Below are 23,989 nucleotides of genomic sequence, written 5' to 3'. Positions count from 1 at the left end.
ATCACAACCGTGCTGGGCGACTTTATCCTCCTGTTTTGAAAAGACTTTAGGAAAATGTCCCGCTCAGACACGTGAAGGTCATTTACCTTTCGGTAAGACCTCGCACTATGGTCGCTCAACACAACGCCCCAAGTAGAAGAAACCAGCCATGTTCAGCACCGAAATCGCGATGGATGCGCCCGTAAGGGACGGCCTGATGCTGGCGGGTGGGTCGGTCATTTTGGCGCTGGTCTGGTTCATCTTCCGGCGCACGACTTTGGGCAGGCGGGTGCTGTCGCGCTACATGTGGATCGATACGGCCGCAAACTTCGTGATCATTCCGCTGACGATCTTTGGGGTCGGGCGGTTTCTGGCCCGGCTGTTTGACCTGCTGCAATTTGCAGAGCTTGCGAACCTGACGGTCACAATCACGCAATTGGCGCTCTATGTGACCATCTTCGTCGGGCTCGGGCGCATCGCCGAAGTCTGGATCAGCGTCGCCCACGCAGATGACGTCAGTGACGGGCACCTGCCCCAGCTTTTGCGACTTATCCTCTACGGGCTCTGCGTGATCGGCGGGCTTGCGGTCTTTTTGACGATGAATGGCTATCGCCCGACCGAGCTTTACCTGTCGACCGGCGTATTGGCTGCGATCCTTGCCTTTGCGACGCAACAAACCCTTGGTGACTTTTTCGCAGGGCTGACGCTAAGCCTCGAAAGCCCCTTCAAACTCGAAGACTGGATCATGCTCGAGGATGGCACCGAGGGCCGCGTGATCGACATCAACTGGCGCACCACCCGGCTGCGGCAATGGGACAATGCCACGCTTGTGGTACCCAACAGCGTGCTGGCCAAGACGCGCATCCGCAACCTGCACGACCGCAACCACAAATATTCGCCATGGTACATGATCCGCATCTCGGCCGATTACGACCCGCGCGCGATCAAGGTTCTGCTGCTCGAGGCGGCGTTGCGCTGTAAGCGGTCGGTGCCGGGGGCCTTGCCCACGATCCGCCTGACGGATGCGACGCAATCGCCCTACTCCTACATGGTGTGGGTGCATTTCCCCAACTACCAGGCTATGTTCGCCGGGCGCGAAGAGCTGTTTCGCGAAATCCACAACGCCCTGAAAGACGCCGGACTGCAAGTCGCCGTCGACATGCAAGAGGTCCGCTATGCCCGTGCCACCCACAACCCAATGGAGCCGCCGAACGTCCTGATGGCCCTCAAATCATTGGATTTTGCCGCCTTCCTCACCGAAGAAGACCTGGGCGAAATTGCCTCGATGAGCGAGCGAGCGTTCTATGAGGCGGGCAGCGTGATCCTCAAGGAAGGCGAACAGGCGGACCGTATCCAGATCATCTCGACCGGCGTGGTCGAGGTCAGCGTGTCATCGAATGCAGGGCGGCGGCATTATGTCGACGAATTGCACCCGGGCCAGTATTTCGGTCTCGCCGCAATGCTGACAAACGAACCGGCTGCCATGCAATATCTGGCCAGCACGGACGTGTCGATCATCCGCGTAAACGTCGATTGTCTGCGCAAGGTCGTGTCGGGCCGCGACGGGATCACCGAACAGTTTGCGCAGCTAGTCCAACACCGCCGCCAACGCGCCGAAGACGCTAAAACCTACGTGCAGGACAGCGGGCAGGCCGTCACCTTTCAGGATCTTGTGCGCCGTGTAGACCGGGTATTCCGGGGCGGAACACGCTGATCGCCCTGCAACACCGTGGCCCCTGCTGCTGCCGTGTTCATTCCACAACAACCGCGTCCAAGATCGGCCCCTCCCCCCTCGCAATCATAGCCGTCATGGGTCAATACTGCACCGAGTGCAGCACACCAAATACGGGAAAGCGATTCAGAGATGTCCATAACACCCGTTCTTCTGTGTGGCGGCGCCGGGTCGCGCCTGTGGCCCTTGTCGCGCAAAAGCTATCCCAAACAATTCGTGCCCCTGCTTGGCGAAGAGACACTGTTTCAGGCCTCCGCCAATCGCCTCCAGTCGTTCCAGAACCCGTTGATCGTGACCGCTTCGGACTTCCGGTTCATTGTGACCGAACAACTGGCCGCCATTGGCATCGACCCCGGTGCCATTCTGCTTGAACCCGAAGGGCGCAACACCGCGCCCGCGGTTCTGGTCTCAGCACTTTACCTGCATGCACGTGATGCGGACGCGATCATGCTGGTTTGCCCCTCCGACCATCTGATCCCCGACACCGCCCAGTTTCTCGACGCTGCGCACATCGCGCAGGACGTCGCCGAACAAGGGCAGCTCGTGACCTTCGGGATCACGCCAACCCATCCCGAAACCGGGTACGGATATCTCGAACTTGCCGAGGCACCCCAAGGCGGCCCGGCCCCCCTGAAGCGCTTTGTGGAAAAGCCGGATGCGACGACGGCGGCAACACTTCTCGCCTCGGGCAAACACATGTGGAACGCGGGCATTTTCATGTTCCGCGCCGCCGCCATCATCGAGGCATTCAAGGCCCACGCCCCGACTCTGATGGACCCGGTATCAGCCTCGCTTGAGGCGGCCGAACCCGATCTTGGGTTCCTGCGCCTCGCGCCCGCCCCATGGGCGCAGGCCGACAATATCTCGATCGACTACGCAGTGATGGAGCGTGCCGACAATCTGTCGGTCGTGCCCTATAGCCACGCATGGTCCGACCTTGGTGGATGGGACGCGGTCTGGCGCGAAAGTCCGCGCGACGACAGGGGTGTAGCCACCCACGGGACGGCGACAGCCATCGACTGCGACAACGCCCTGTTGCGTTCGGAAAGCGACGAGATGGCCCTCGTCGGCATCGGCCTCAAGAACATCGTGGCGGTGGCGATGAACGACGCTGTCCTGATCGCCGACGCCGCACGCGGGCAGGACGTCAAGTTGGCGGTCCAATCGCTCAAGGCGCAAGGGGCGGTGCAGGCCGAACAGTTCCCCAAGGATCACCGGCCATGGGGCTGGTTCGAAAGCCTCGTGATCGGCAACCGCTTTCAGGTCAAACGGATCGTCGTGCATCCCGGCGCCGCACTCAGCCTGCAAAGCCACCATCACCGCGCCGAACACTGGATCGTCGTCGAAGGCACCGCCAAGGTCACCATCGACGACGAGGTCAAGCTGATCAGCGAAAACCAATCCGTCTATATCCCGCTCGGGGCGGTGCACCGGATGGAAAATCCCGGCAAGATGCCCATGGTCCTGATCGAAGTGCAGACTGGGTCCTATCTGGGTGAGGACGACATCATCCGCTACGAAGACGTCTATGCGCGCGGCGCCGGGGCCAAAGGCTAAGACCGCCCGCATCGGCGCAAATATCCCGCCAAATCAAAGCCCACTTTCACAACGACGCCAAAACGCTTAGTCTGGACGCCCAATGCCCGGCAAACCCCCGTCTGAGGTTGGAACCTGAAGCCATGCGGGGGTGTTTGCCCTTGTCTGTATCACAGGCACCCACGATCCTGGCCGGTCCCCGGCACAGCGCGAACCCGTCAGCGAAAAGGTATGCCGCACATATGGCCGCACAATCTCACACCGACCAGGCACCGCGCCCCACATTCTTGACAGCAGATGACATCGCAACCTTGAACAAAGGCGACCACCCCGCCCCGTTCGACGTACTGGGCCCCCACAAAAGCAAGAACCGGCGCTGGATCGTCGCGCTGAAACCCGGTGCCGTGTCAGTCACCGCCCATGTCGGGGACAAGGAGACCGCGTTGCAACGTCTGGACGGCGACGTGTTCGCCGCCCCCGTGCCCGGCAAATCCTACACGCTCACCGCGCAGTATGCAGACGGTGCCAGCCATACGGCTGCGGACCCTTTTGCCTGTGACCCCGTGCTGACGGATTTCGACAAATATCTCGTCGGCGAAGGCACCCACAAGGAACTCTGGCGCGTTCTGGGCGCGCACGTCATGTCCCATCAGGGCGTGCAGGGCACCCACTTCGCCGTATGGGCCCCGAACGCGCGCAAGGTCAGCGTGGTAGGCGATTTCAACGCCTGGGACGGGCGGCAGCACCCGTTGCGCCCCGCCGGCAGCACCGGCGTGTGGGAGACGTTCCTGCCGGGTGTCGGCGACGACGCGCTCTACAAATACGAAATCACCGGCGCGGCGGGCACCGCCTTCAAGGCCGACCCGGTCGGCTTTGGCTCGCAGCACCCGCCGGAAAAGGCGTCCATCGTACGCGACATCGCAGGCTATGGCTGGAAAGATGCGGCATGGATGAAATCGCGCGCCGCGCGGTCGGATCGCGGCCAGCCAATTTCGATTTACGAGGTGCACTTGGGATCGTGGCGGCGGCGCTATGACGACGGGGGCCGCCCGCTCAGCTACAAGGAACTCGCGCGCGACCTGATCGGCTATGTCAAACATATGGGCTTTACCCATATCGAACTCATGCCGGTGTCGGAATTTCCCTTTGACGGCTCCTGGGGCTATCAGCCCGTGGGCATCTACGCCCCCACGATCCGCTTTGGCCCGCCGCATGAATTCCGCGACCTGATCGAGGCCGCGCACGCCAGCGAGATCGGCGTGCTGCTCGACTGGGTGCCGGGGCATTTCCCCACCGACGATCATGGGCTGGCGAAATTCGACGGCACCGCCCTTTACGAACATGCAGACCCGCGCGAGGGCTTTCATCAGGATTGGAACACGCTGATCTACAATTACGGGCGGGTCGAGGTGAAAAACTACCTCGTCGCCAACGCGCTCTACTGGATGGAGGAATATCATCTGGATGGTTTGCGCGTGGATGCGGTGGCCTCAATGCTCTACCGCGACTATTCGCGCGAGGATGGGCAGTGGGTGCCCAACAGGGATGGGGGCCGCGAGAATTACGAGGCCATCGACTTCCTCAAGGAAATGAACGTGGCCGTCTACGGTGCCGACGCGGGCGTCATGACCGTGGCCGAGGAAAGCACATCCTTTCCCGGCGTGTCCCAGCCTGTGCATTCGGGCGGCCTCGGGTTCGGGTACAAATGGAACATGGGGTGGATGAACGACACCCTGCGCTACATGGAAAAAGATCCCGTTTATCGCCAATACGATCATCACCTGATGACCTTCCCCATCGACTGGGCGTTTTCCGAAAATTTCATCCTGCCGATCAGCCATGACGAAGTGGTGCACGGCAAAGGGTCGATGCTGTCCAAGATGCCGGGCAACGATTGGGAAAAGTTCGCGAACCTGCGTGCTTACTATGCCTATATGTGGATGTTCCCGGGCAAAAAGCTGCTGTTCATGGGCTGCGAATTCGCCCAACCGGCTGAATGGAGCCATGACGGCGAGCTTGACTGGGCCGCCGCCGAACACACCGCCCACAAAGGGGTGCAAAAACTGGTGCAGGACCTCAACGCGCTTTACCGCGCCACCCCTGCCCTCTTTGCTTATGACTGCGAAGCGCGCGGCTTCGGCTGGCTTGGCAATGATCCCGCGCAATCGACCATCGCTTTCGCCCGCTTTGGCGCAGACGGGGACGCGCCCGTTGTGGTCGTGTGCAACTTTACGCCCGTCGAGCGCGTTGGGTTCCAAATCGGCGTCCCGGCGTCGGGGCATTGGGCCGAAGTGCTCAACACCGACGCAAGCGCCTACGGCGGCGGCAATCGAGGCAATCTCGGCGGCGTCACCACGGCAGGCGATCCCCGCGACGGGCAGGATCAGTCGATCACGCTGACCTTGCCGCCGCTCTCTGTGATCGCGCTGCGCCACACGCGGGACTGATATTCTTTGGGAGGAGATATTCATATGAAGACGAAACGCCTTACACAACGCTCCATGGTTTTTGTGCTGGCCGGGGGTCGTGGAAGTCGCCTCAAGGAATTGACCGACCGCCGGGTGAAACCGGCTGTGCCCTTTGGGGGCAAGGCGCGGATCATCGACTTTGCGCTGTCGAACGCGATGAACTCAGGCATTCGCAAGATGGCGATTGCGACGCAATACAAGGCTCACAGTCTGATCCGGCACGTGCAACGGGGCTGGAATTTCCTCGGGGCCGAGCGCAACGAATTCATCGACGTCCTGCCTGCCTCGCAGCGCGGCGGCACCGAAAGCTGGTACAAAGGCACCGCCGATGCGGTCACCCAGAACATCGACATCGTGGACAGCTACGGCGTGGATTACGTGGTGATCCTGGCGGGCGATCACATCTACAAGATGGACTACGAAATCATGCTGCGCCAGCACGTGGAATCCGCCGCTGATGTGACGGTTGGCTGCCTGACCGTGCCGCGGATGGAGGCGACCGCCTTTGGCGTCATGGCCACCAACAAAGAGGGGCAAATCACCAGCTTCCTCGAAAAACCAGCCGACCCGCCCGGCACGCCCGAGGACCCCGAAAAGGCGCTCGCCTCCATGGGGATCTACGTGTTCGACTGGAAATTCCTGCGCGAATGGCTGCTCAAGGATGCGGAAAACCCGGAGTCTTCGAACGATTTCGGCAACGACCTGATCCCCGACATCGTGGCCAACGGCAAGGCGATGGCGCACAGGTTCGATGACAGTTGCGTGCGCGCCGAAGGGGCGCCGGCCTATTGGAAGGACGTCGGCACCGTCGATGCGTTCTGGCAGGCCCATATCGATTTGACCAACTTCACGCCCGAACTGGACCTCTGGGATCGCGACTGGCCGATCTGGACCTACAACGCCAGCGTGCCGCCCGCCAAATTCATCCATGACGAACGGGACCGGCGCGGCATCGCGATTTCGTCCATGGTGTCGGGCGGCTGTATCGTTTCGGGCACCGAGGTGCGCAATTCGGTCCTATTCACCAATGTCCACACCAATTCCTACGCTGTACTCGATCACGCGGTTGTCCTGCCGGATGTGGTCGTGCACCGCTCGGCCCGTTTGCGGCAGGTGGTGATTGACGGCGGCGTCGTCATCCCGGAGGGGCTGGTGGTCGGCGAGGATCCGACCGAGGACGCCAAGTGGTTCCGGGTGACGGATCGCGGCACGACCCTCATCACCCAAGATATGCTCGACGCGCGCGCCGCCGCCACATGATCAAGGTGCTGTCCATCACGTCCGAATGCGCGCCCCTGATCAAGACGGGCGGACTGGCGGACGTGGCGGGGGCACTGCCCCTCGCGGCGGCCGATCAGGGCTGCGAGATGCGCACGCTGCTGCCGGGCTATCGCGCGATCATGGGCAAGCTCGGGCAGACGAAAAAGGTCGCGACGTTCAAGGATCTGTTCGGCGGCAAGGCAACGCTGTTGGCCTGCAAGGTGGCGGGCCTCGACCTGCTGGTGCTGGACGCGCCCCACCTGTTCGACCGTGATGGCGGCATTTACATCGACGCTACCGGTCAGGACTGGCCCGACAACCCCGAACGCTTCGCGGCGCTGTCTTTCGTCGCCGCCGAGATCGCGGGCGGCATGCTCGACTGGTCGCCGGACATCCTGCACGGGCACGACTGGCAGGCGGGTCTGACACCAGAATACCTGCACAATGCGGAGGTGCAGACACCCTTCGTCTTCACCATCCACAACATCGCCTTTCACGGCAATTGCGGCGGCGAGAAACTCGGCGATCTGCGGCTTGACCCCGCCCGCTTCGATGTCGATCACTTCGAATTCTGGGGCCAGATTTCCGCGCTCAAGGCCGGGCTGATGGGCGCGGCCAAGATCAACACCGTCTCGCGCACTTATGCCGAGGAATTGCTGACGCCCGAGTTTGGCATGGGGCTCGACGGGGTGCTGGCGCGACGCAAGGCGGACCTCACCGGCATCGTCAACGGGATCGACACCGCCGCCTGGGACCCCCAGACCGATCCGAACATCAAACCCTTCAAATCCCCCGCTGGCAAAGCCGCCAACAAAAAGGCGCTGCAAAAGACTTTTGGCCTCGCCCCGTCCGACGGCCCGCTCTGCGTCCTGATCTCACGACTGACCGAACAAAAGGGCATCGACCTGCTGATCGACGCCCTGCCCGCGCTGCTTGACCAAGGTGGGCAACTCGCCCTGCTCGGCTCGGGCGATCCACGGCTCGAAGTCGCCCTGCTCGAGGCCGCCGCAACCCACAAAAATATCGCCGTCAAGATCGGCTATGACGAGCCACTCTCGCATCAGATGGTGGCCGGGGGCGACGCGATCCTCGTGCCGTCGCGGTTCGAACCCTGCGGGCTGACCCAGCTTTACGGGCTGCGCTATGGCGCGCTGCCACTGGTCGCGCTGACGGGGGGCCTGGCCGATACGGTCATCAATGCCTCACCCGCCGCACTGTCAGCTGGGGTCGCGACCGGCATCCAGTTCTTCCCCGTCACCGCCCCGGCGCTGTCTAATGGCTTCACGCGGCTGCATGACCTTTATGCCCAGCCCAAACTCTGGAAACAGATGCAGCGCAATGCGATGAAACAGAAGGTCGACTGGGAAACCTCCGCCGCCGCCTATCGCGACATCTACGCAACCCTTGTCGAGGCAGGCAGCGCACAGTGACCAATTTCGGAATTCGGCCCGGCCTTCCGGCGCCTCTCGGGGCCAGCTTCGACGGCGAAGGTGTGAATTTCGCCGTCTATTCCAAACACGCAACCAAAGTGATCCTCTGCCTGTTCGACGAAACCGGCACCGCCACCCAAGAGATCATCCTGCCCGAGCGTGAGGGCCACATCTGGCACGGCTATTTCACCGGCATGCGCCCGGGCCAGCAGTACGGCTACCGGATGGATGGCCCCTATGCGCCTGAAGAAGGGCACCGCTTCAACCCGTTCAAACTGCTGATCGACCCCTATGCCAAGCAGCTCACCGGCCACCCGATCTGGAATGACGCGCTGTTCGGCTATGTGCCGGGACACAAGACCAAGGACCGCAGCTTTTCCAAGACCGACAGCGCACCCTACATGCCGCGCTCGATTGTGGTGGACCCCAGCTTTGACTGGGGCAAAACCCCGCGTCCGCACCACAGCTATGAGGATACGGTGATTTACGAGGCCCATGTCAAAGGGCTGACCGCCGGGCGCAGCGATGTGGCGAACCCGGGCACCTACCTCGCCATGGCCTCGCCTCCCATGCTGGAACACCTCAGCAACCTTGGCATCACCTCCATCGAACTACTGCCCGTCCAGGCCTTTCTCAATGAGAAATTCCTGCTGGACCGAGGGCTTACAAATTATTGGGGCTACATGACCTACGGGTTCTTTGCCCCCGACCCGCGATACATGCGCGGGACCGACATCGCGGAATTTCAGCAGATGGTGGCGCGCTTTCACACTGCCGGGATCGAGGTGATCCTTGACGTTGTCTACAACCACACCGCCGAAGGCTCCGAACTCGGGCCGACGCTGATGTTTCGCGGGCTGGACAATGCCAGCTACTACCGGCTGGCCGACAACAAGCGGTTCTATATCGACGATGCGGGCTGCGGCAACACGCTCGACTTCGAAAACCCGGCGGTGATCCGGCTGGTCATGGACAGCTTGCGCTATTGGGTCGAGGTCATGCACGTGGACGGGTTCCGCTTTGATCTCTGCTCGGCCCTTGGGCGCACCCGCGAGGGGTTTGACCGCAACGGCCCCTTCTTCCGCGCCATCGGGCAGGACCCCGTGCTCAACCGCGTGAAACTCATCGCAGAGCCTTGGGACATCGGCCCCGGCGGCTATCAGCTTGGGGCCTATCCCGCCCCCTTTGCCGAATGGAACGACCAGTACCGCGACGACGTGCGCGCCTTTTGGCGGGGCGATCCCGGCAAGGTCGCGGCGGTGGCCGCACGGCTGTCGGGCTCGGCGCAATTCTTCGACCATGACGGACGGCACGCCACCTCGTCGCTGAACTTCCTGACCGCCCATGACGGCTTCACCCTGCACGACACGGTCAGCTACAACCAGAAACACAACCTCAACAACGGCGAGGAAAACCGCGACGGCCATTCCGACAATCACAGCGACAACATGGGCCATGAGGGGCCGACAAACGACCCTGACATCGTCGCGGCGCGTACACGGCGCAAGCGCAACATGATCGCGACTCTAATGCTGTCTCAAGGCACCCCGATGATGCTGGCGGGAGACGAGGTCAGCAACAGCCAGAACGGCAACAACAATGCCTATTGTCAGGACAATGAGGTGGGCTGGGTCAACTGGCCGGAAAAGGGCGATCCCTTCTTTACCTTCTGCCAGCAGGCCATCGCATTCCGGCGGATGCACCCGCTTTTGCGCCAGCACCGGTTCCTGCATTCCCGCCAGCGGCTGACCGACGGCGAACCCGACCTGTTCTGGCGCCGCCCCGACGGCGAACCGATGGAACAAGGCGACTGGGACAACCCGGACCTCAAGGTGATCGTCGCCGAAATGCGCATGGCCTCGGGCACACCCGAATATGTGCGGCGGGAGGGCGTGTTGCTGATCGTGCTCAACAGCGGTGATGCGGTCACGATCCATCCACCCGAATTGCCGGACGGCGATGCGTGGGTGCGGCGTTTCGATACCAGCCAGGACGACGCCATCGCCGTCACACCAGGAATGAAGGTGGCGGCCAACGCGGTCGTCGTCTTCTCGCACGAACAACAAACCTAAGGGGCCGCCCAAAAGGGCACGAAGAAAAAGGGAGCAACCGACCATGCCAATGCAAACAGTCAGAACCCATCCAATCGACGGCCAAAAGCCCGGCACCAGCGGCTTGCGCAAGAAAACCGCGATCTTTATGCGACCGCATTTTCTGGAAAATTACGTGCAGGCGACGTTCGACGGCATCGGCGGCGTGGCGGGCAAGACTCTCGTGATCGGGGGCGACGGGCGATACTTCAACGACCGCGCCATCCAGGTGATCCTGCGCATGGCCGCCGCGAACGAGGCCGCCCATTGCATCGTTGGCCAAGGCGGTATCCTGTCCACCCCCGCCGCCTCGAACCTAATCCGCACGCGCGGGGCCGATGGGGGGCTGATCCTGTCCGCCAGCCACAATCCCGGCGGGCCGGACGCGGATTTCGGGCTGAAATACAACGGCCCCAATGGCGGTCCCGCCACAGAAAGCGTGACCGACAAAATCTATGAGCGGACCCAGAATATCGAATGTTACCGCATCTGCGCCGCGCAAGACGTCAACATCGCTGACCAAGGGACATATGATCTCAACAGTATGTCAGTCGAGGTGATCGACCCCATTGCCGCCTATGTCACGGCAATGGAAAAGCTGTTCGACTTCGACAAGATCAAGGCCCTGTTCGCGCGTGGCTTCACCATGCGGTTCGACGCCATGCACGCGGTCACAGGCCCCTACGCCCACGCCATTCTCGAGGACATCCTGGGCGCACCCAAAGGCACCGTCATCAACGGCACCCCCTCGCCTGATTTCGGCGGCGGGCATCCCGACCCCAACCCGATCTGGGCCAAGGAATTGATGGACATCATGTATGCCGACAATGCGCCCGACTTCGGTGCGGCCTCGGACGGGGATGGGGACCGCAACATGATTGTCGGGCGGCACGCCTATGTCACGCCCTCCGACAGCCTCGCGCTGCTGGTGGCCAAGGCGCATCTGGCACCGGGCTACAAGGACGGCCTGGCGGGCGTCGCGCGCTCCATGCCGACCTCGCGCGCGGCGGATCGGGTCGCGGCCAGTCTCGGCATCGACTGCTATGAGACGCCAACGGGCTGGAAGTTCTTTGGCAACCTGCTCGATGCGGGCAAGGCAACGTTGTGTGGCGAGGAAAGCGCGGGCACCGGATCGGACCATGTACGCGAAAAGGATGGGCTTTGGGCGGTGCTGCTGTGGCTTAATATCCTCGCCGACACCGGGCAATCCGTGGCCGCCCTGATGGAGGAGCTGTGGCAAACGCACGGGCGCTACTACTACTCCCGGCTCGACTACGAGGACGTGGACAGCGACAAAGCAAACGCAATGATTAACGCGCTGCGCGACAAACTCGCAGACCTGCCCGGCACTACGATCAAGGGGCTGACCGTCGAAATGGCGGACGAGTTTGCCTATGACGATCCGGTCGATGGCTCCCGCTCCACCAACCAAGGCCTCCGGCTGATCATTGACAACGACGCCCGCGCCATCTTCCGGCTCTCGGGCACCGGCACCGCAGGCTCCACCATCCGGGTCTACCTCGAACAGCTTGAGACCGACCCGACCAAGCTGGACCTGCCCCCCCAGGACGCGCTCAGCGACATCCGCGCCGCCGCCCTCGAGGTCTCGGACCTTGTCGCCATGACCGGGCGGGACGCCCCGGACGTCATCACCTGACGCCATGACCGACACACGGGAAATTTTTGATTTGCGCCTGGCGCGCAGCGCGCCCGACCTCTGGCCGATGCTGGCGCAGCTGTACGGGGATCACCCCGACTACCCGAGCCTGCGCGACACACTGCTGGCGGATATGCGTGCCGCGTGGAAGGCGCGGCCCGCCGACCTCAAAACCCTCGATCTGCAACGCGATCTCGAACCAGACTGGTTCCAGCGGCCCGACATGCTCGGCTACGTGTTCTACATTGACCGCTTCGCAGGCAACCTTGCGGGGGTGCATGACAAACTCGACTATCTCGAAAGCCTTGGGGTGACTTACGTTCACCTGATGCCCTGCCTCAAGCCGCGTCCCGGCGACAGCGACGGGGGCTATTCGGTGATGGATTACCGGCGGATCAATCCGGCCTACGGCACCATGGGCGATCTGCAAACCCTGTCCAAGGCCTTGCGCAAACGGGGCATGTCGCTGTGCATCGACATGGTGCTGAACCACACCGCCAAGGAACATGCCTGGGCCAAAAAGGCGCGCGCAGGGGACGCCGCGCACCGCGACATGTACCTGTTCTTTGACGATGACACCCTGCCCAAAGCCTATGAACAGACCCTGATCGAGATCTTCCCCGACAACGCACCCGGCAGTTTCACGCATTACCCGGACATCGGCAAATGGGTCTGGACCACCTTCAACGAACACCAGTGGGATCTGAACTGGGCCAACCCACGCGTCTTTGTCGAAATCGCGCGGATCATGCTGTTTCTGGCCAACAAGGGCGTCGATGTGCTGCGGCTCGATGCTGTTGCGTTCATGTGGAAACGGATGGGCACGCGCTGCCAGTCCGAACCCGAAGTCCACATGATCCTGCGCGCGCTGCGGGCCGTCACGCGCATCTGTGCGGCCAGCGTCCTGCATCTCGAGGAAGCCATCGTCGGCCCCGCCGAAATGCTCACCTATTTCGGGCGCGGCGAACATGACGGGCGCGAGGGCAATCTGGCCTATCACAACAACCTCATGGTGCAATTCTGGAGCGCGCTGGCGACACGCGACACCGGGCTGATGACCCATGTGCTGCGCACCCACTTCCCCGAAAACCTGACCAACGCGACCTATGCGACCTATATCCGCTGCCACGACGATATCGGGTGGGCGATCACGGACGAAGACGCAGGCGCGCTCGGCTTTTCCGGGGCGGCCCACCGCACCTACCTGTCGGATTTCTACGAAGGCACGTTCGAGGGCAGCTTTGCCCGCGGTGCGCTGTTTCAGGAAAATCCGGCCACCGGGGACAAACGGATTTCGGGCACCTTCGCCTCGCTCGCAGGGCTGGAACTGGCGCAGGCCAACGCAGACCCCGATCAGATCGAAACTGCGGTGCAGCGCATCCTGCTCGGCAACGCCCTGATCGCGTCCTATGGCGGCGTGCCACTGATCTATATGGGCGACGAAATCGCGCTGACGAATGACTACGGCTATCTGCACGTCCCCGAACACAGCCACGATTCGCGCTGGATTCACCGCCCCCGGATGGATTGGGACCGCTTGAAACGCGCCCAATCCGACCCCGACAGCCCCGAAGGTCAGGTGCTGAGGGGCACGCGCCACATCTATGCGAGGCGCAAGGCCACGCCACAGTTGCACGGCGCCCATGCCTGCCGGATCCGCGATACTGGCAACCCCGCCCTCTTTGCATTTCAACGCATCGCGCCCGCCAACACGCTTCTTTGCCTTTTTAATTTCAGCCAAACGTGGCAACACGTGCCCGGACACTGGCTGCGCGACAACGGGGTGAGCGACTTTCACGACGCCCTTTCGGGCGGTGCGGTGGACCTGGAAAACGATATGTTCGCCATGCCGCCTCTGGGGCGGGTCTGGCTGACCTGACAAAGGCAGAGATGCGCGATGAATGTGATGACAGATATGTCCGCCGAGGGCCTGCGCGCGCGCATCGCGCAACACCTGACCTACACGCTTGGCAAGGACGCGGCCCATGCCAGCACCTACGATTGGCGCATGGCCGTCAGCTACGCGGTGCGCGACCTGATCGTCGAGCCGTGGTTTGCCGCCACCCGCAAGACCTATCAGGCGCAGGGCAAACGGGTCTATTACCTCTCGCTCGAATTCCTCATGGGGCGGATGCTTGAGGACGCGATGGTCAATCTGGGCCTGCGCGACACGTTGCACGACGTGCTTGCGGATGAGGATATCGCGCTCGATGACCTGATCGAGGATGAACCCGACGCGGCCCTCGGCAACGGCGGTCTGGGACGGCTTGCCGCCTGTTTTCTCGAAAGCATGTCCACCCTCGCCTGCCCCGCCTACGGCTATGGCATCCGCTATGAACACGGCCTCTTCAGCCAGAAATTCGAGGCCGGACAACAGGTTGAGCGTCCCGAGGACTGGCTGAACCAGCCCCACCCGTGGGAGTTCGAGCGGCCCGAAGCGCGCTATACCATCCCCTTCAAAGGCACCGTCCGGATGGATCAGGGCACTGCCATCTGGACGCCTGCGGAAACCGTCTATGCGCGCGCCTATGACATGCCGGTGGTGGGCTGGGAGGGGAAATGGGCCAACACGCTGCGGCTTTGGGGCGCGCATCCCACCGACCTTTTTGACCTCGAACGGTTCAACGCGGGCGATCACACCGCCGCCGCCGCGCCCGAGGCGCTGGCGCGCACCCTGTCGCGCGTCCTTTACCCCGATGACACCACAAATGGCGGCAAGGAATTGCGGCTGAAACAGGAATACTTCCTCACTTCTGCCGCTCTCCAAGACATCCTGCGCCGGTTCCTTTCGGAATATGACGACCTCACCCAACTGCCCCACAAGGTCGCGATCCAGATGAACGATACGCACCCCGCGCTCGCGGGGGCCGAGTTGGTGCGGCTACTGGTGGACGAGCACGGGCTTGACTGGGACGTCGCTAAACCGCTCGCCGTGGGCTGCCTCAACTACACCAACCATACCCTGCTGCCCGAGGCGCTGGAATCGTGGTCAACATGGCTGATGGGCCGGGTGCTGCCGCGCCACATGCAGATCATCGAACGGATCGACCGCGAACATCAGGCCGCGACCAACTGCGCCGACGATCTGCGCATCGTGCATCACGATCAGGTCCATATGGGCACGCTGGCCTTTGTGATGTCGGGGCATGTGAACGGCGTCTCGGCGCTGCACACCGAATTGATGCAGGAAACGGTGTTCGCCGACCTCGCCCGGCTCTATCCCGGGCGCATCCTCAATCGCACCAACGGGGTCACGCCCCGGCGCTGGCTGCGGCTGTCAAACCCGACGCTATCCACCATCCTCACCGACACAATCGGGGCCGGATGGGAGGGCGATCTGGACCGGCTCAGCGCGCTGTCCGACCACGAAGATGACAGCGCGCTGCGCGACGCCTTGCACGGGGCCAAGCGCGCGAACAAGGTCGCCTTTGCCGCTTGGGTGCAGGACCATATGGGGCTGACGCTGAACCCCGACGCCATGTTCGACGTACAGGTCAAGCGCATCCACGAATACAAACGCCAGTTGATGAACCTCTTTGAAACCATCGCGCGCTGGCAGATGATCCGGGCCAATCCAACAGCCAACTGGACACCGCGCGTCAAGATTTTTGGGGGCAAGGCCGCGCCCGGCTATGTCATCGCCAAGGAAATCGTGCATCTTATCAACGATGTAGCGACCACGATCAATACTGATCCCGTCACGGGCGATCTGCTCAAGGTGGTCTATCCGGCCAATTACAACGTGTCCATGGCGCAGCGGATGATCCCGGCGGCGGACCTCTCCGAACAGATCTCGACCGCCGGCAAGGAGGCGTCGGGCACCGGCAACATGAAATTCACCATGAACGGCGCACTGACCATCGGCACGCTGGACGGGGCCAATGTGGAAATCCGCGAACACGTGGGCGCCGACAACTTTTTCCTGTTCGGCATGACCGCAGACGAGGTGCGCGCACGCGGGCAGAACCGCGACCATGCGCGGCAGGCGATCCTTGCCAGTCAGCCCTTGCAGGACATCCTGCAAATGGTGGTCGAGGGCCGGTTCAACCGCGCCAACCCCGACCGCTACCACGGGCTTGTGGCGCGCACATGGGATGACGACCCGTTCTTTGTGACCTCCGATTTCGCGAGCTACATGAACTGTCAGGCACAGGTCGACGCAGCATTCGCGGACACCGACGGCTGGACCCGCACCGCCCTGCGCAATATCGCAGGGTCGGGCTATTTCTCGTCAGACCGCACCATTCAGGAATATATGGACGGCATCTGGAACGCCAAGAGCCTCAGTTAATCCGCGCTCAAGGTCAGCGTGTCACTGTGAGACAGGTACGCAAACCCATTGCCGGGCAGCGCAAGGGCCGTGCCATCCAGCGTCGCGGCATACACCCCCGTCAGCGTGGCGGCCCCGCCCAAGACCACCGTCTGTGGCGTCTTTGACAGGTTGAACACGCAGGTCACGGCCCCCTCCCCTGCCCCGCGCGTGAACGCAAACAGCGGCTCGGGCAGGTTGTGGAATGTCGTCGCCCCAGTGCGAAGTGCGGGCGTGGCTTTGCGAAACGCAATTGCCTCTTTGTAGAACGCCAGAACGCTGTCCGCGCCCTGCTGATCCACCGCGTTGGCAAGCTGCGGCGCCTTCACCGGCAACCACGGCTTCACCTCAGAAAACCCGCCATGGGGCGCGTCCTTTTCCCACACCATCGGCGTGCGGCAGCCATCGCGGCCCTTGACCGCAGGCCAGAACCGGATCGCAGGCGGGTCGGTCAACTCCTCGAAAACCATTTCAGTCTCTAACTGACCCAATTCCTCACCCTGATAGATACCGATTGTGCCCTCAAACGACATCAACATCGCGCACGTCAGACGCGCCATCGCATCATCCGACACGGCATAGTCCGCCCACCGGCTGACCTGACGGGCCACATCGTGGTTGCTGAACGACCAATAGGGGTGCCCATCTGGCGCGCCCTGCTGAAAGCCCTCGATGCAGTTGCGAAAGTGCTCTGCCGAGAAATCAGGCCCCAGCATCGCAAAGCTGTAGGCCATGTGCAGGCGGTCCGTTCCGGCGGTATATTCGCCCATGATCTCGATGGACCGGCGGCCCATCTCGCCCACTTCGCCCACCATCATGATCTCGTCATATTGGTCGGTCAGCGCACGCAATTTCTCAAGAAACGCCAGGTTTTCGGGTCGCGTCTTGTTATAGATATTGTCCTGCATCCCATAAAGATCGGTCGCCATCACCTGCGGCTTGGACTGCGCAGGCGGGTTCGAACGCAGCTTTTGATCGTGGAAATAGTAGTTCACCGTATCGAGGCGAAAGCCATCCAACCCCCGGTCCAGCCAGAATTTGCAGGTCTCAAGGATCGCGTCGATCACATCCGGGTTGTGAAAATTCAGGTCGGGCTGCGAGGCGAGGAAGTTGTGCAGATAATACTGCCCGCGCTGCGGATCGAACTCCCACGCAGGCCCACCAAAATGGCTGTGCCAGTTGGTCGGCGGGGAGCCATCGGGCTCGGGGTCCGCCCACACGTACCAGTCCGCCTTGTCATTGTCGCGACTGGTACGGGACTGGGCAAACCACTCATGCTTGTCGGAGGTGTGGGACAGCACCTGATCCACGATCACCTTCAGCCCCAGATCATGCGCAGTGGCTATCAACCGGTCGAAATCATCCAGATCGCCAAACAGCGCGTCGATGGCCAGATAGTCCGACACATCATAGCCCATGTCGTCCTGCGGCGACTGAAATACGGGCGAGAGCCAGATGCAGTCTGCCCCCAGCTCAGCAATATGCGGCAAACGGCGAGTGATGCCGGTCAGATCGCCGACCCCATCGCCGTTGTCGTCCTGATATGAGCGGGGATAGACCTGATAGACAACCGCGTCGCGCCACCATTCCTGCATGAAACTCTCCTTGTTGGTGATGCTTCATATCAGGCGTCGCGTGATTGACAAATCCGGTTTCAGGCTTGCGCGACCCGGCGCCTGTCGATCTCAGCTTTGGTAGTAAGGCGCGGTTTGGGGCAGCTCATACCCGTAGCGCTTCATGCCCTTGGGATTGATCTGACTAAGCACCAGCCCAGTGACGCGCTGCCCGGACGTATGAAAGACGCGCAGCGCCTCTTCGACCTGGGTTTCGTTGGTCTTGTCCCATTGCACGGAAAAGATGATGGCATCGACCTGTTCGGCGATGATGCGGGCATCCGGGACCACCAGAACCGGGGGCGTGTCGATGATGATGGCGTCATAGGCGCCGCGCGCTTCGGTCATCAGGGTGCGGAAGCTTTCCGAGGCAAACAGGTCCGCCGCGCTGGTTGTCGTGGCCTCTCCGGCCAATATGTCCGCGCCGAAATGCTCACTCTGAAACACTGCCTCTGCCAGTGACTTTTGCCCGTTCAGCACCGACACGATCCCGTAATCCGGCAGGGCCGTGAAATACGCGTGCAGGGTGCGCCGCCGAATGTCGCCCTCAATCAGCAGCACACGTTTGCCCAGCCCCAACAGGTTTTGCGCAAGGGCAAGCGCATTGGTGGTCTTGCCCTCACCCGGCACGGACGAGGTGAACAGGATCACTTGCGGTGGCGTATCCACATTGGACAACATGATCGACGTGCGCAGATTGCGGATCGCCTCGACCGCCGCCGAGGTCGGCTTGTCCGACAGATAGCGCAGCACATCGCGCCGCCCGGTAACCGGCATGACCGGCACCTGCCCCAACACCGCATAACCGGCAAAGGCCTCAAGATCCTGCGCCGTGCGGAACCCGTTGTGACCCATCTCACGCAACACGACAAAGCCTGTGCCCAGCATCAGCCCCAACACGCCGGACATCGCCAGGATCAGCGGTTTGCGGGGCTCTGAGGCAAACAGCGGCACAACCGCATCCGACAAGATGCGACTGTCGGCCTGTTGAATACCCTGTTGGGCCGAGGTCTCGTTAAAGCGGGTCAGAAAATACTCATAAAGCACCCGCGTCGCCTCGGCCTCGCGGGTCAGTTGCTGCAAGGTGATCAGGTCTTCGCTTTGACGATCCAGCGCCTGTTTCAAATCGCGCTCCGCGGCGCGCAAGCTCTGCACCTGCCGATCAGTGCCGCTCGCGGATGCGGTGCTGATGCGGTCGCGCACATCCTTGATCTGACGCTCAAGGGCCTGCATCCCGCCCACCGACACCAACTCGGTCGATCCGCGAAAGGTCGACACATCAGCCTCCGCACTCTCAAGCCGGGCCTGCAACTCAGACACCCGCGTGCCCAGCCAAAGCGTCGCCTGCCGGGTCGTCTCGAACTTCACCTCGACCTGGTTGAGGATATAAAGCTCTACAATCGTGTCCGCGATCCGCGCCGATTTGCGCGGATTTTCGGTCTCGACCGTGACCTGAAACACCAGGCTCAACGGGACATTTCGCACCGTAACCGCGTGCAACAGGGTCGAAATTACCGCATCGCGGGTCTGTTGCGTCTGTTCCTGCGGGGTCAGCTCAAATGTGGGGCCACCCAGACCCAGGCCCGATTTGACCAGCCCCTTGGTGCGCGCCCACAGCGTGACAGGGCGCAAGGCGCGATTGAACTCAGGGTCTTGGGTCAGGTCCAGCCGGTCCACGACCTCGCCCATGAGGCCGCGTGCGCGCAGCACTTCGACCTCGGAATTGACCTCGGATGTGTCGCCGGACAAGCCGCCCACCACGCTTTGCAGATCGATGATCTGTTCCTGATTGGTCTCGAGGATCACCACCGCCGTGGAGCGAAAGATCGGCGTGGCCAGCACATAGGCGTAGTAACCGCCAAGCAGGATCGCGATTGCGGTCGCCGCACAGATCACCCATTTGCCGCGCCAAATGGTCGACGCCAGACCGCCAAGATCGATGACATCGCCATCGCTCTGCGATCGGGCGGGCGATATGCTACCGGCCGAGATATGTCTGCTGTATTGCATGGTTTTTGCTGCTGATGCCCTGCGATTGGGTTGGTGCCGCACAGGCTCGACCCAAGCGTGCGAGGGAACCCTAGCATCGTCATGGTTACCGATATGTTAACGCCAAACGAGCCCCGAAACCGTTTCAGATTCGGGCCGCATCGATATGAGCATGGTCCACTTAGCAAAGAAGGGGGCGACTGTGCCCGTGAGGACGGTTCAGCACTTAGCCTAATTTATCGTCTTAAAACAACAGCTTGCTTCATTTAGTTTATGTGGCCCGCGTAATCAAAAGAATTACTTGCCTTAGTCCTTGTATTTAACGCTATATTGCCCTCAATACCAAGAGTAAGCGGCACTAGACCGCAGCAGAGGCTGGCGATGCATATACACTACCATAAACGATGGGTCATCCCCGTTGGGATCCTCGGCGCATCTGCTGTCGCAGCCGCCACAGGCAGGAGGCATGATCCATAAACAGGCAAGGCTAAACGAAACAGGGCCAGACGGCGGCAACCGTCCAACCCTGTGAAATGAAACCAAAGAGGCCCATTCTGTTCGCAGATTCAGAATAGCCTCGTCGTGCAGAACCCGCAAGCTTTTGCTGTGCGGGAACGAGGAAAATATGTCGGAAACAATTGAATTTGACCGGCGCAAGGGCTTTGTCGCCCTGCCGGTTGAAGTGCTGGAACTGGAGCTGACCCCCGGCGCCTTCCGGCTGCTGGTCGAACTGTGCCGCATGGCAAATATGGATGGGTTTTGCTGGCCTTCACTGGGGCAACTGGGCGAACGGTTAGGCCGGTCCAAGGCGGCGATTTCGGGCTACGTGACCGCCTTGCGAGAGGCGGAACTGATCTCGACCGAGACACAGACCACCGCCAATGGATACAATTATCGCCTGCGCTATTGTGTGGTGTTCTGGAAGGCCTGGCGCGCGTCGCTGTCGGGCAAAGTGGCCGCATCATCAGTCGAAAAAGTCGATCACAAAGGTGAATGCAGTGTTCACAAGAGTGAACGCCTTAGGGACTCAAAAAAACAGATACATATAAATCATGAACCCTGCGGGCTGTCTGTTCATGCGAAATTGATCTCTGAGTGGGCTGGCTGCACCAAAGGAACCCCCTACCCCGCTTTGAGGTACGCGCCATCTGAGATACTCGTTGCATCGACGGAGCGATGCGTTCGAGACACGGCCAGCACTGCGGAGGTTATGTCCGCGGATATACGCCCCGCTTTAGAGGGCACTTTCACGGCGCTCAACCTAATCAAGGATGCAGGTGCGATAACGACGGCCGTGGATCATATCTTCGAAAAAGGGTTGTCGCTGACAGAACTCGATGCGTTTTGCACGGCTCTCAGGGAGGGTTGGCAACCCCATTGGCGCAAGGTTCCGAGCCCAAAACAGCTTGATCAAACTCTGAAATCCGCAGCCATAACCCCTCAACGCGCACAGATCAAACTGCTTGAAGGCTACCTGCGGCGGTGGGCGCTGGCGCAAAAGACCTTGCGCCCTGCCCCGCCTTGCGAGAAGTTGCCGGTGCGGATTGGGCCCCCTGCCCTGTCCGTCACACCCACATATATCCGTGGATATAATTAACATGGCGTACGGGCAGTTCGAGCAATTTATACGGAACATGACCCGCGTCATGGGAGCCGTGAACACAAAGCTGCAGCGGGACCTTACCTTGCGCACCCGGGTTGCACGCCGGTTTTCGATGACCGAAGTGGCACAATTGCTGGCCGTCGATACGACTTATCTGACCCGCCTGACCAATGACGAACCACAATTCCCGGAAGGTGAGCGGATCGGGCGCGAGCGAACATTCTCGCCCTCCGAGATCATGTTGATCCGAGCCTTGATAGGGTCAAATCCGGGCGCCAAACGCGATCATGTGCATTGGCGCAAACCCGGCGAGCCTGTAAAGGTTGTGACCTTTGGGGCGCAGAAGGGTGGCACGGGCAAGTCACTGAGTGCGGCGCATTTTGCACAGTATATCAACTTGTTCTATGGGCTGCGTGTGGGTGTCATCGATGCCGATCCGCAGGCAACCGTCTCGCTTTATTTCGCCGATGAGGGGCTGCCCCTGTTCGACCCTGAGACGGCGACATTGGCGGATTTCATGGGGGTGGATAACCCCGGCGCGGATGCGGTCACACCGCGCACGGCGGAGGACCTGGACGCGATCTGGCATACCACGCCATGGCCGGGCATCCGGCTGATACCGGGTGGTGCGAATATCCAGAATGGGGATATCAGCCTGTTCTTCCTGTCGCAATCCAGTCGCGTGCCGGTGTATCGCGTGCTCAAGGACGCGATTGCGACGTGGGATGCGGGCAACGGGCCACGCACGCGCCCTGAGGATTTGCGCGATGGCAGCGGTGCCTTTGATGTGGCCCGCTACGAGCAGGCGTTGAATGAAACGGTGGACGTGATCGTGATCGATCAGCAGCCTTCGTTGACGCTGATGCAGCTCAATGGGCTGATCGCAGCGGACAATGTGGTGATCCCCCAGACCATGAAGGGTTTTGATCTGGCGACGCTGGCGACCTACGTGTCCAACATCGGTGAATACCTTGAGTTTATCATGGGGTTTGAGGCGGATCTGGAGATTGGGGCCGGGGCCCATATGGTGCTGCCGACCATCGTACAGGAGCAGAACAATCAGGACGTGGATCAGATTGTGGACCTGTATCGCAAGGCACCGCGGGAGGTGATGCAGGTGTGGTATTCACGCTCTGACGCGATTGCGAATGCGGCCGAAGAGTACAAGAGTATCTATGAATACCTGCCCCCAAAGACGCGCCGTGTGTCTGCGCGGGCTTTTATGGACAATGCCAATGCGGTGAATGACGCCTTGGTGCAACGGATTTGGCCCACCCTGCCGCCTCGTGATTTTGCGCAGGCCTTTATGGAGGAGCGTTGGGACTGATGGCAAAGAAACGGAAACTGAGCGGTGCGTTGCCCGACGAGGATGTGAGCGCTGTGGCGGACGCGCCTCGAAAGGGCGCGATGGGGGGCATGTGGGCCGGATCGGCGATGAATATGCTGCAACAGCGCATTGAATCGACCCGTGGATCGCTGGTTGAGGCCGTGCTGGCCGGGACCATGGCCCTTGATCTTGATCCCGATCAGATCGTTGATGATCTGGGCAGCGACCGTATGACCAACTGGGTGGCGGACGAAGACTTTGACAAGCTGGTCGCCAATATCGAGCGCCGCGGACAAACGCAGCCCATTCGCGTTCGCCCCGCTGAAGTCGGATGGACGCCCAACGAAGATACACCGCTTGAGACCGATGCCCGCTTTGTCATTCAATCGGGGCGACGCCGTCTTGAAGCCTGCCGAAAGCTGGGCCGTACCGTGCGCGCGGTCGTGTCGACCGAGGCGGGGGATCAGGCGCTGGCCGACCTTGAAGAGCGGTTTCACGAGAACACGATGCGCCGTGATCTCAACGGGTTTGAGGAGCTGATCTCGATTGGTTTGCTGGCCGAAAGCATGACCGAGATGACGCAGACCGAGATCGCTGAGCGTATTGGCGTGAGCCAGGCGGATGTGTCGTTGGGGCAGGGCTGTCTGGCATTCCGGGACGAGATTTTGCGACAGGTGGATATCGAGGACACCCCCAAGCGCGCCTATCGCACGATCCTGCCCAAGATCAAAAAGGGCGAGCGGCTGAAGGTGCCGGATTATGACAAACCGATCCGCCAACGCTATGATGTGCGGGGCATTCCGATGGCTACAGTGCCGGTCACGGGCGGGTTTGATATTGCTATCAGCAAGGCCCGCGTGGATGCGGATGATCTGGATGACATGCTGGTCGAGATGGCCAAGCTGATCATGAAGTATCAGCGCAAGAAACCTTAAATCCGCGGATATAATTGCGGTGCCTGCCCCACCGCACGCTGGCTTAGGGCTTGATTAACCG

The 23,989-nt window shown here is 61.4% G+C and carries 14 protein-coding genes; 12 read left to right on the top strand and 2 right to left on the bottom strand.

The window, feature by feature from the left end:
* Positions 1-148 precede the first annotated feature (148 nt).
* The 9 genes from Q0908_RS18645 to Q0908_RS18605 all read left to right on the top strand — a co-directional run bounded on the left by Q0908_RS18645 (position 149) and on the right by Q0908_RS18605 (position 16,443).
* A complete protein-coding gene (locus tag Q0908_RS18645) occupies positions 149-1,693 on the top strand; it encodes a mechanosensitive ion channel domain-containing protein (protein ID WP_299288237.1) in 1,545 nt (514 codons plus the stop codon).
* Between the two features lie 150 nt (positions 1,694-1,843).
* Positions 1,844-3,268 (top strand): mannose-1-phosphate guanylyltransferase/mannose-6-phosphate isomerase, encoded by a 1,425-nt coding sequence (locus Q0908_RS18640; RefSeq protein ID WP_299288235.1) that lies wholly within the window; start codon positions 1,844-1,846, stop codon positions 3,266-3,268.
* Positions 3,269-3,489: 221 nt separating this feature from the next.
* Positions 3,490-5,694 carry a 1,4-alpha-glucan branching protein GlgB gene (gene glgB, locus Q0908_RS18635; RefSeq protein WP_299288232.1) on the top strand — a complete coding sequence of 735 codons (2,205 nt, stop codon included), beginning with the start codon at positions 3,490-3,492 and terminating at the stop codon, positions 5,692-5,694.
* A 24-nt stretch (positions 5,695-5,718) separates the two neighbouring features.
* Positions 5,719-6,975 (top strand): glucose-1-phosphate adenylyltransferase, encoded by a 1,257-nt coding sequence (gene glgC / locus Q0908_RS18630; protein ID WP_299288229.1) that lies wholly within the window; start codon positions 5,719-5,721, stop codon positions 6,973-6,975.
* Entirely contained in the window at positions 6,972-8,405 is a 1,434-nt protein-coding gene (glgA, locus tag Q0908_RS18625) for a glycogen synthase GlgA (RefSeq protein WP_299288226.1), read from the top strand. The genes glgC and glgA overlap by 4 nt, the downstream gene beginning before the upstream one ends.
* Entirely contained in the window at positions 8,402-10,477 is a 2,076-nt protein-coding gene (glgX, locus tag Q0908_RS18620) for a glycogen debranching protein GlgX (protein WP_299288222.1), read from the top strand. The genes glgA and glgX overlap by 4 nt, the downstream gene beginning before the upstream one ends.
* 43 nt (positions 10,478-10,520) lie before the next feature.
* Entirely contained in the window at positions 10,521-12,152 is a 1,632-nt protein-coding gene (locus Q0908_RS18615; RefSeq protein ID WP_299288220.1) for an alpha-D-glucose phosphate-specific phosphoglucomutase, read from the top strand.
* A gap of 4 nt (positions 12,153-12,156) precedes the next feature.
* Positions 12,157-14,031, top strand: a complete 1,875-nt coding sequence (locus Q0908_RS18610) for an alpha-amylase family protein (RefSeq protein WP_299288217.1) — start codon at positions 12,157-12,159, stop codon at positions 14,029-14,031.
* 18 nt (positions 14,032-14,049) lie between these two features.
* Positions 14,050-16,443 carry a glycogen/starch/alpha-glucan phosphorylase gene (locus Q0908_RS18605; RefSeq protein WP_299288214.1) on the top strand — a complete coding sequence of 798 codons (2,394 nt, stop codon included), beginning with the start codon at positions 14,050-14,052 and terminating at the stop codon, positions 16,441-16,443.
* On the opposite strand, the gene Q0908_RS18600 is transcribed toward Q0908_RS18605, so the two are convergent.
* The gene (locus tag Q0908_RS18600; RefSeq protein WP_299288211.1) at positions 16,440-18,056 is read right to left on the bottom strand and encodes an alpha-glucosidase; all 1,617 of its coding nucleotides are present in this window, start codon (positions 18,054-18,056) and stop codon (positions 16,440-16,442) included. The genes Q0908_RS18605 and Q0908_RS18600 overlap by 4 nt on opposite strands.
* 90 nt (positions 18,057-18,146) lie before the next feature.
* Complete coding sequence (locus Q0908_RS18595; RefSeq protein WP_299288209.1) at positions 18,147-20,084, bottom strand: polysaccharide biosynthesis tyrosine autokinase; 1,938 nt, start codon at positions 20,082-20,084, stop codon at positions 18,147-18,149.
* A gap of 604 nt (positions 20,085-20,688) precedes the next feature.
* Here Q0908_RS18595 and Q0908_RS18590 point away from each other — a divergent pair.
* The 3 genes from Q0908_RS18590 to Q0908_RS18580 are packed head-to-tail and all read left to right on the top strand — an operon-like array spanning position 20,689 to position 23,928.
* Positions 20,689-21,660, top strand: coding sequence for a helix-turn-helix domain-containing protein (locus tag Q0908_RS18590; RefSeq protein ID WP_299288207.1), 972 nt, complete (start codon positions 20,689-20,691; stop codon positions 21,658-21,660).
* A 37-nt stretch (positions 21,661-21,697) separates the two neighbouring features.
* Complete coding sequence (locus Q0908_RS18585) at positions 21,698-22,993, top strand: ParA family protein (RefSeq protein ID WP_299288204.1); 1,296 nt, start codon at positions 21,698-21,700, stop codon at positions 22,991-22,993.
* On the top strand, positions 22,993-23,928 hold the full coding sequence (locus tag Q0908_RS18580; RefSeq protein WP_299288201.1) for a ParB/RepB/Spo0J family partition protein: 936 nt from the start codon (positions 22,993-22,995) through the stop codon (positions 23,926-23,928). Before Q0908_RS18585 ends, Q0908_RS18580 begins: the two co-directional genes overlap by 1 nt.
* Positions 23,929-23,989: the final 61 nt, after the last annotated feature.

The sequence above is a fragment of the uncultured Tateyamaria sp. genome (assembly GCF_947494755.1).
Taxonomy (GTDB): Bacteria; Pseudomonadota; Alphaproteobacteria; order Rhodobacterales; family Rhodobacteraceae; genus Tateyamaria.
Note: the sequence above shows the minus strand (reverse complement) of the source record. Positions and strands in the feature narration are given on the sequence as shown.

Excerpts from the sequence above, each read along its gene's own strand:
- Q0908_RS18645 (WP_299288237.1), top strand. The coding sequence starts at position 149 with ATGTTCAGCACCGAAATCGCGATGGATGCGCCCGTAAGGGACGGCCTG.
- Q0908_RS18640 (WP_299288235.1), top strand. The coding sequence starts at position 1,844 with ATGTCCATAACACCCGTTCTTCTGTGTGGCGGCGCCGGGTCGCGCCTG.
- glgB (WP_299288232.1), top strand. The coding sequence starts at position 3,490 with ATGGCCGCACAATCTCACACCGACCAGGCACCGCGCCCCACATTCTTG.
- glgC (WP_299288229.1), top strand. The coding sequence starts at position 5,719 with ATGAAGACGAAACGCCTTACACAACGCTCCATGGTTTTTGTGCTGGCC.
- glgA (WP_299288226.1), top strand. The coding sequence starts at position 6,972 with ATGATCAAGGTGCTGTCCATCACGTCCGAATGCGCGCCCCTGATCAAG.
- Q0908_RS18615 (WP_299288220.1), top strand. The coding sequence starts at position 10,521 with ATGCCAATGCAAACAGTCAGAACCCATCCAATCGACGGCCAAAAGCCC.
- Q0908_RS18610 (WP_299288217.1), top strand. The coding sequence starts at position 12,157 with ATGACCGACACACGGGAAATTTTTGATTTGCGCCTGGCGCGCAGCGCG.
- Q0908_RS18605 (WP_299288214.1), top strand. The coding sequence starts at position 14,050 with ATGAATGTGATGACAGATATGTCCGCCGAGGGCCTGCGCGCGCGCATC.
- Q0908_RS18600 (WP_299288211.1), bottom strand. The coding sequence starts at position 18,056 with ATGCAGGAATGGTGGCGCGACGCGGTTGTCTATCAGGTCTATCCCCGC.
- Q0908_RS18595 (WP_299288209.1), bottom strand. The coding sequence starts at position 20,084 with ATGCAATACAGCAGACATATCTCGGCCGGTAGCATATCGCCCGCCCGA.
- Q0908_RS18590 (WP_299288207.1), top strand. The coding sequence starts at position 20,689 with ATGTCGGAAACAATTGAATTTGACCGGCGCAAGGGCTTTGTCGCCCTG.
- Q0908_RS18585 (WP_299288204.1), top strand. The coding sequence starts at position 21,698 with ATGACCCGCGTCATGGGAGCCGTGAACACAAAGCTGCAGCGGGACCTT.
- Q0908_RS18580 (WP_299288201.1), top strand. The coding sequence starts at position 22,993 with ATGGCAAAGAAACGGAAACTGAGCGGTGCGTTGCCCGACGAGGATGTG.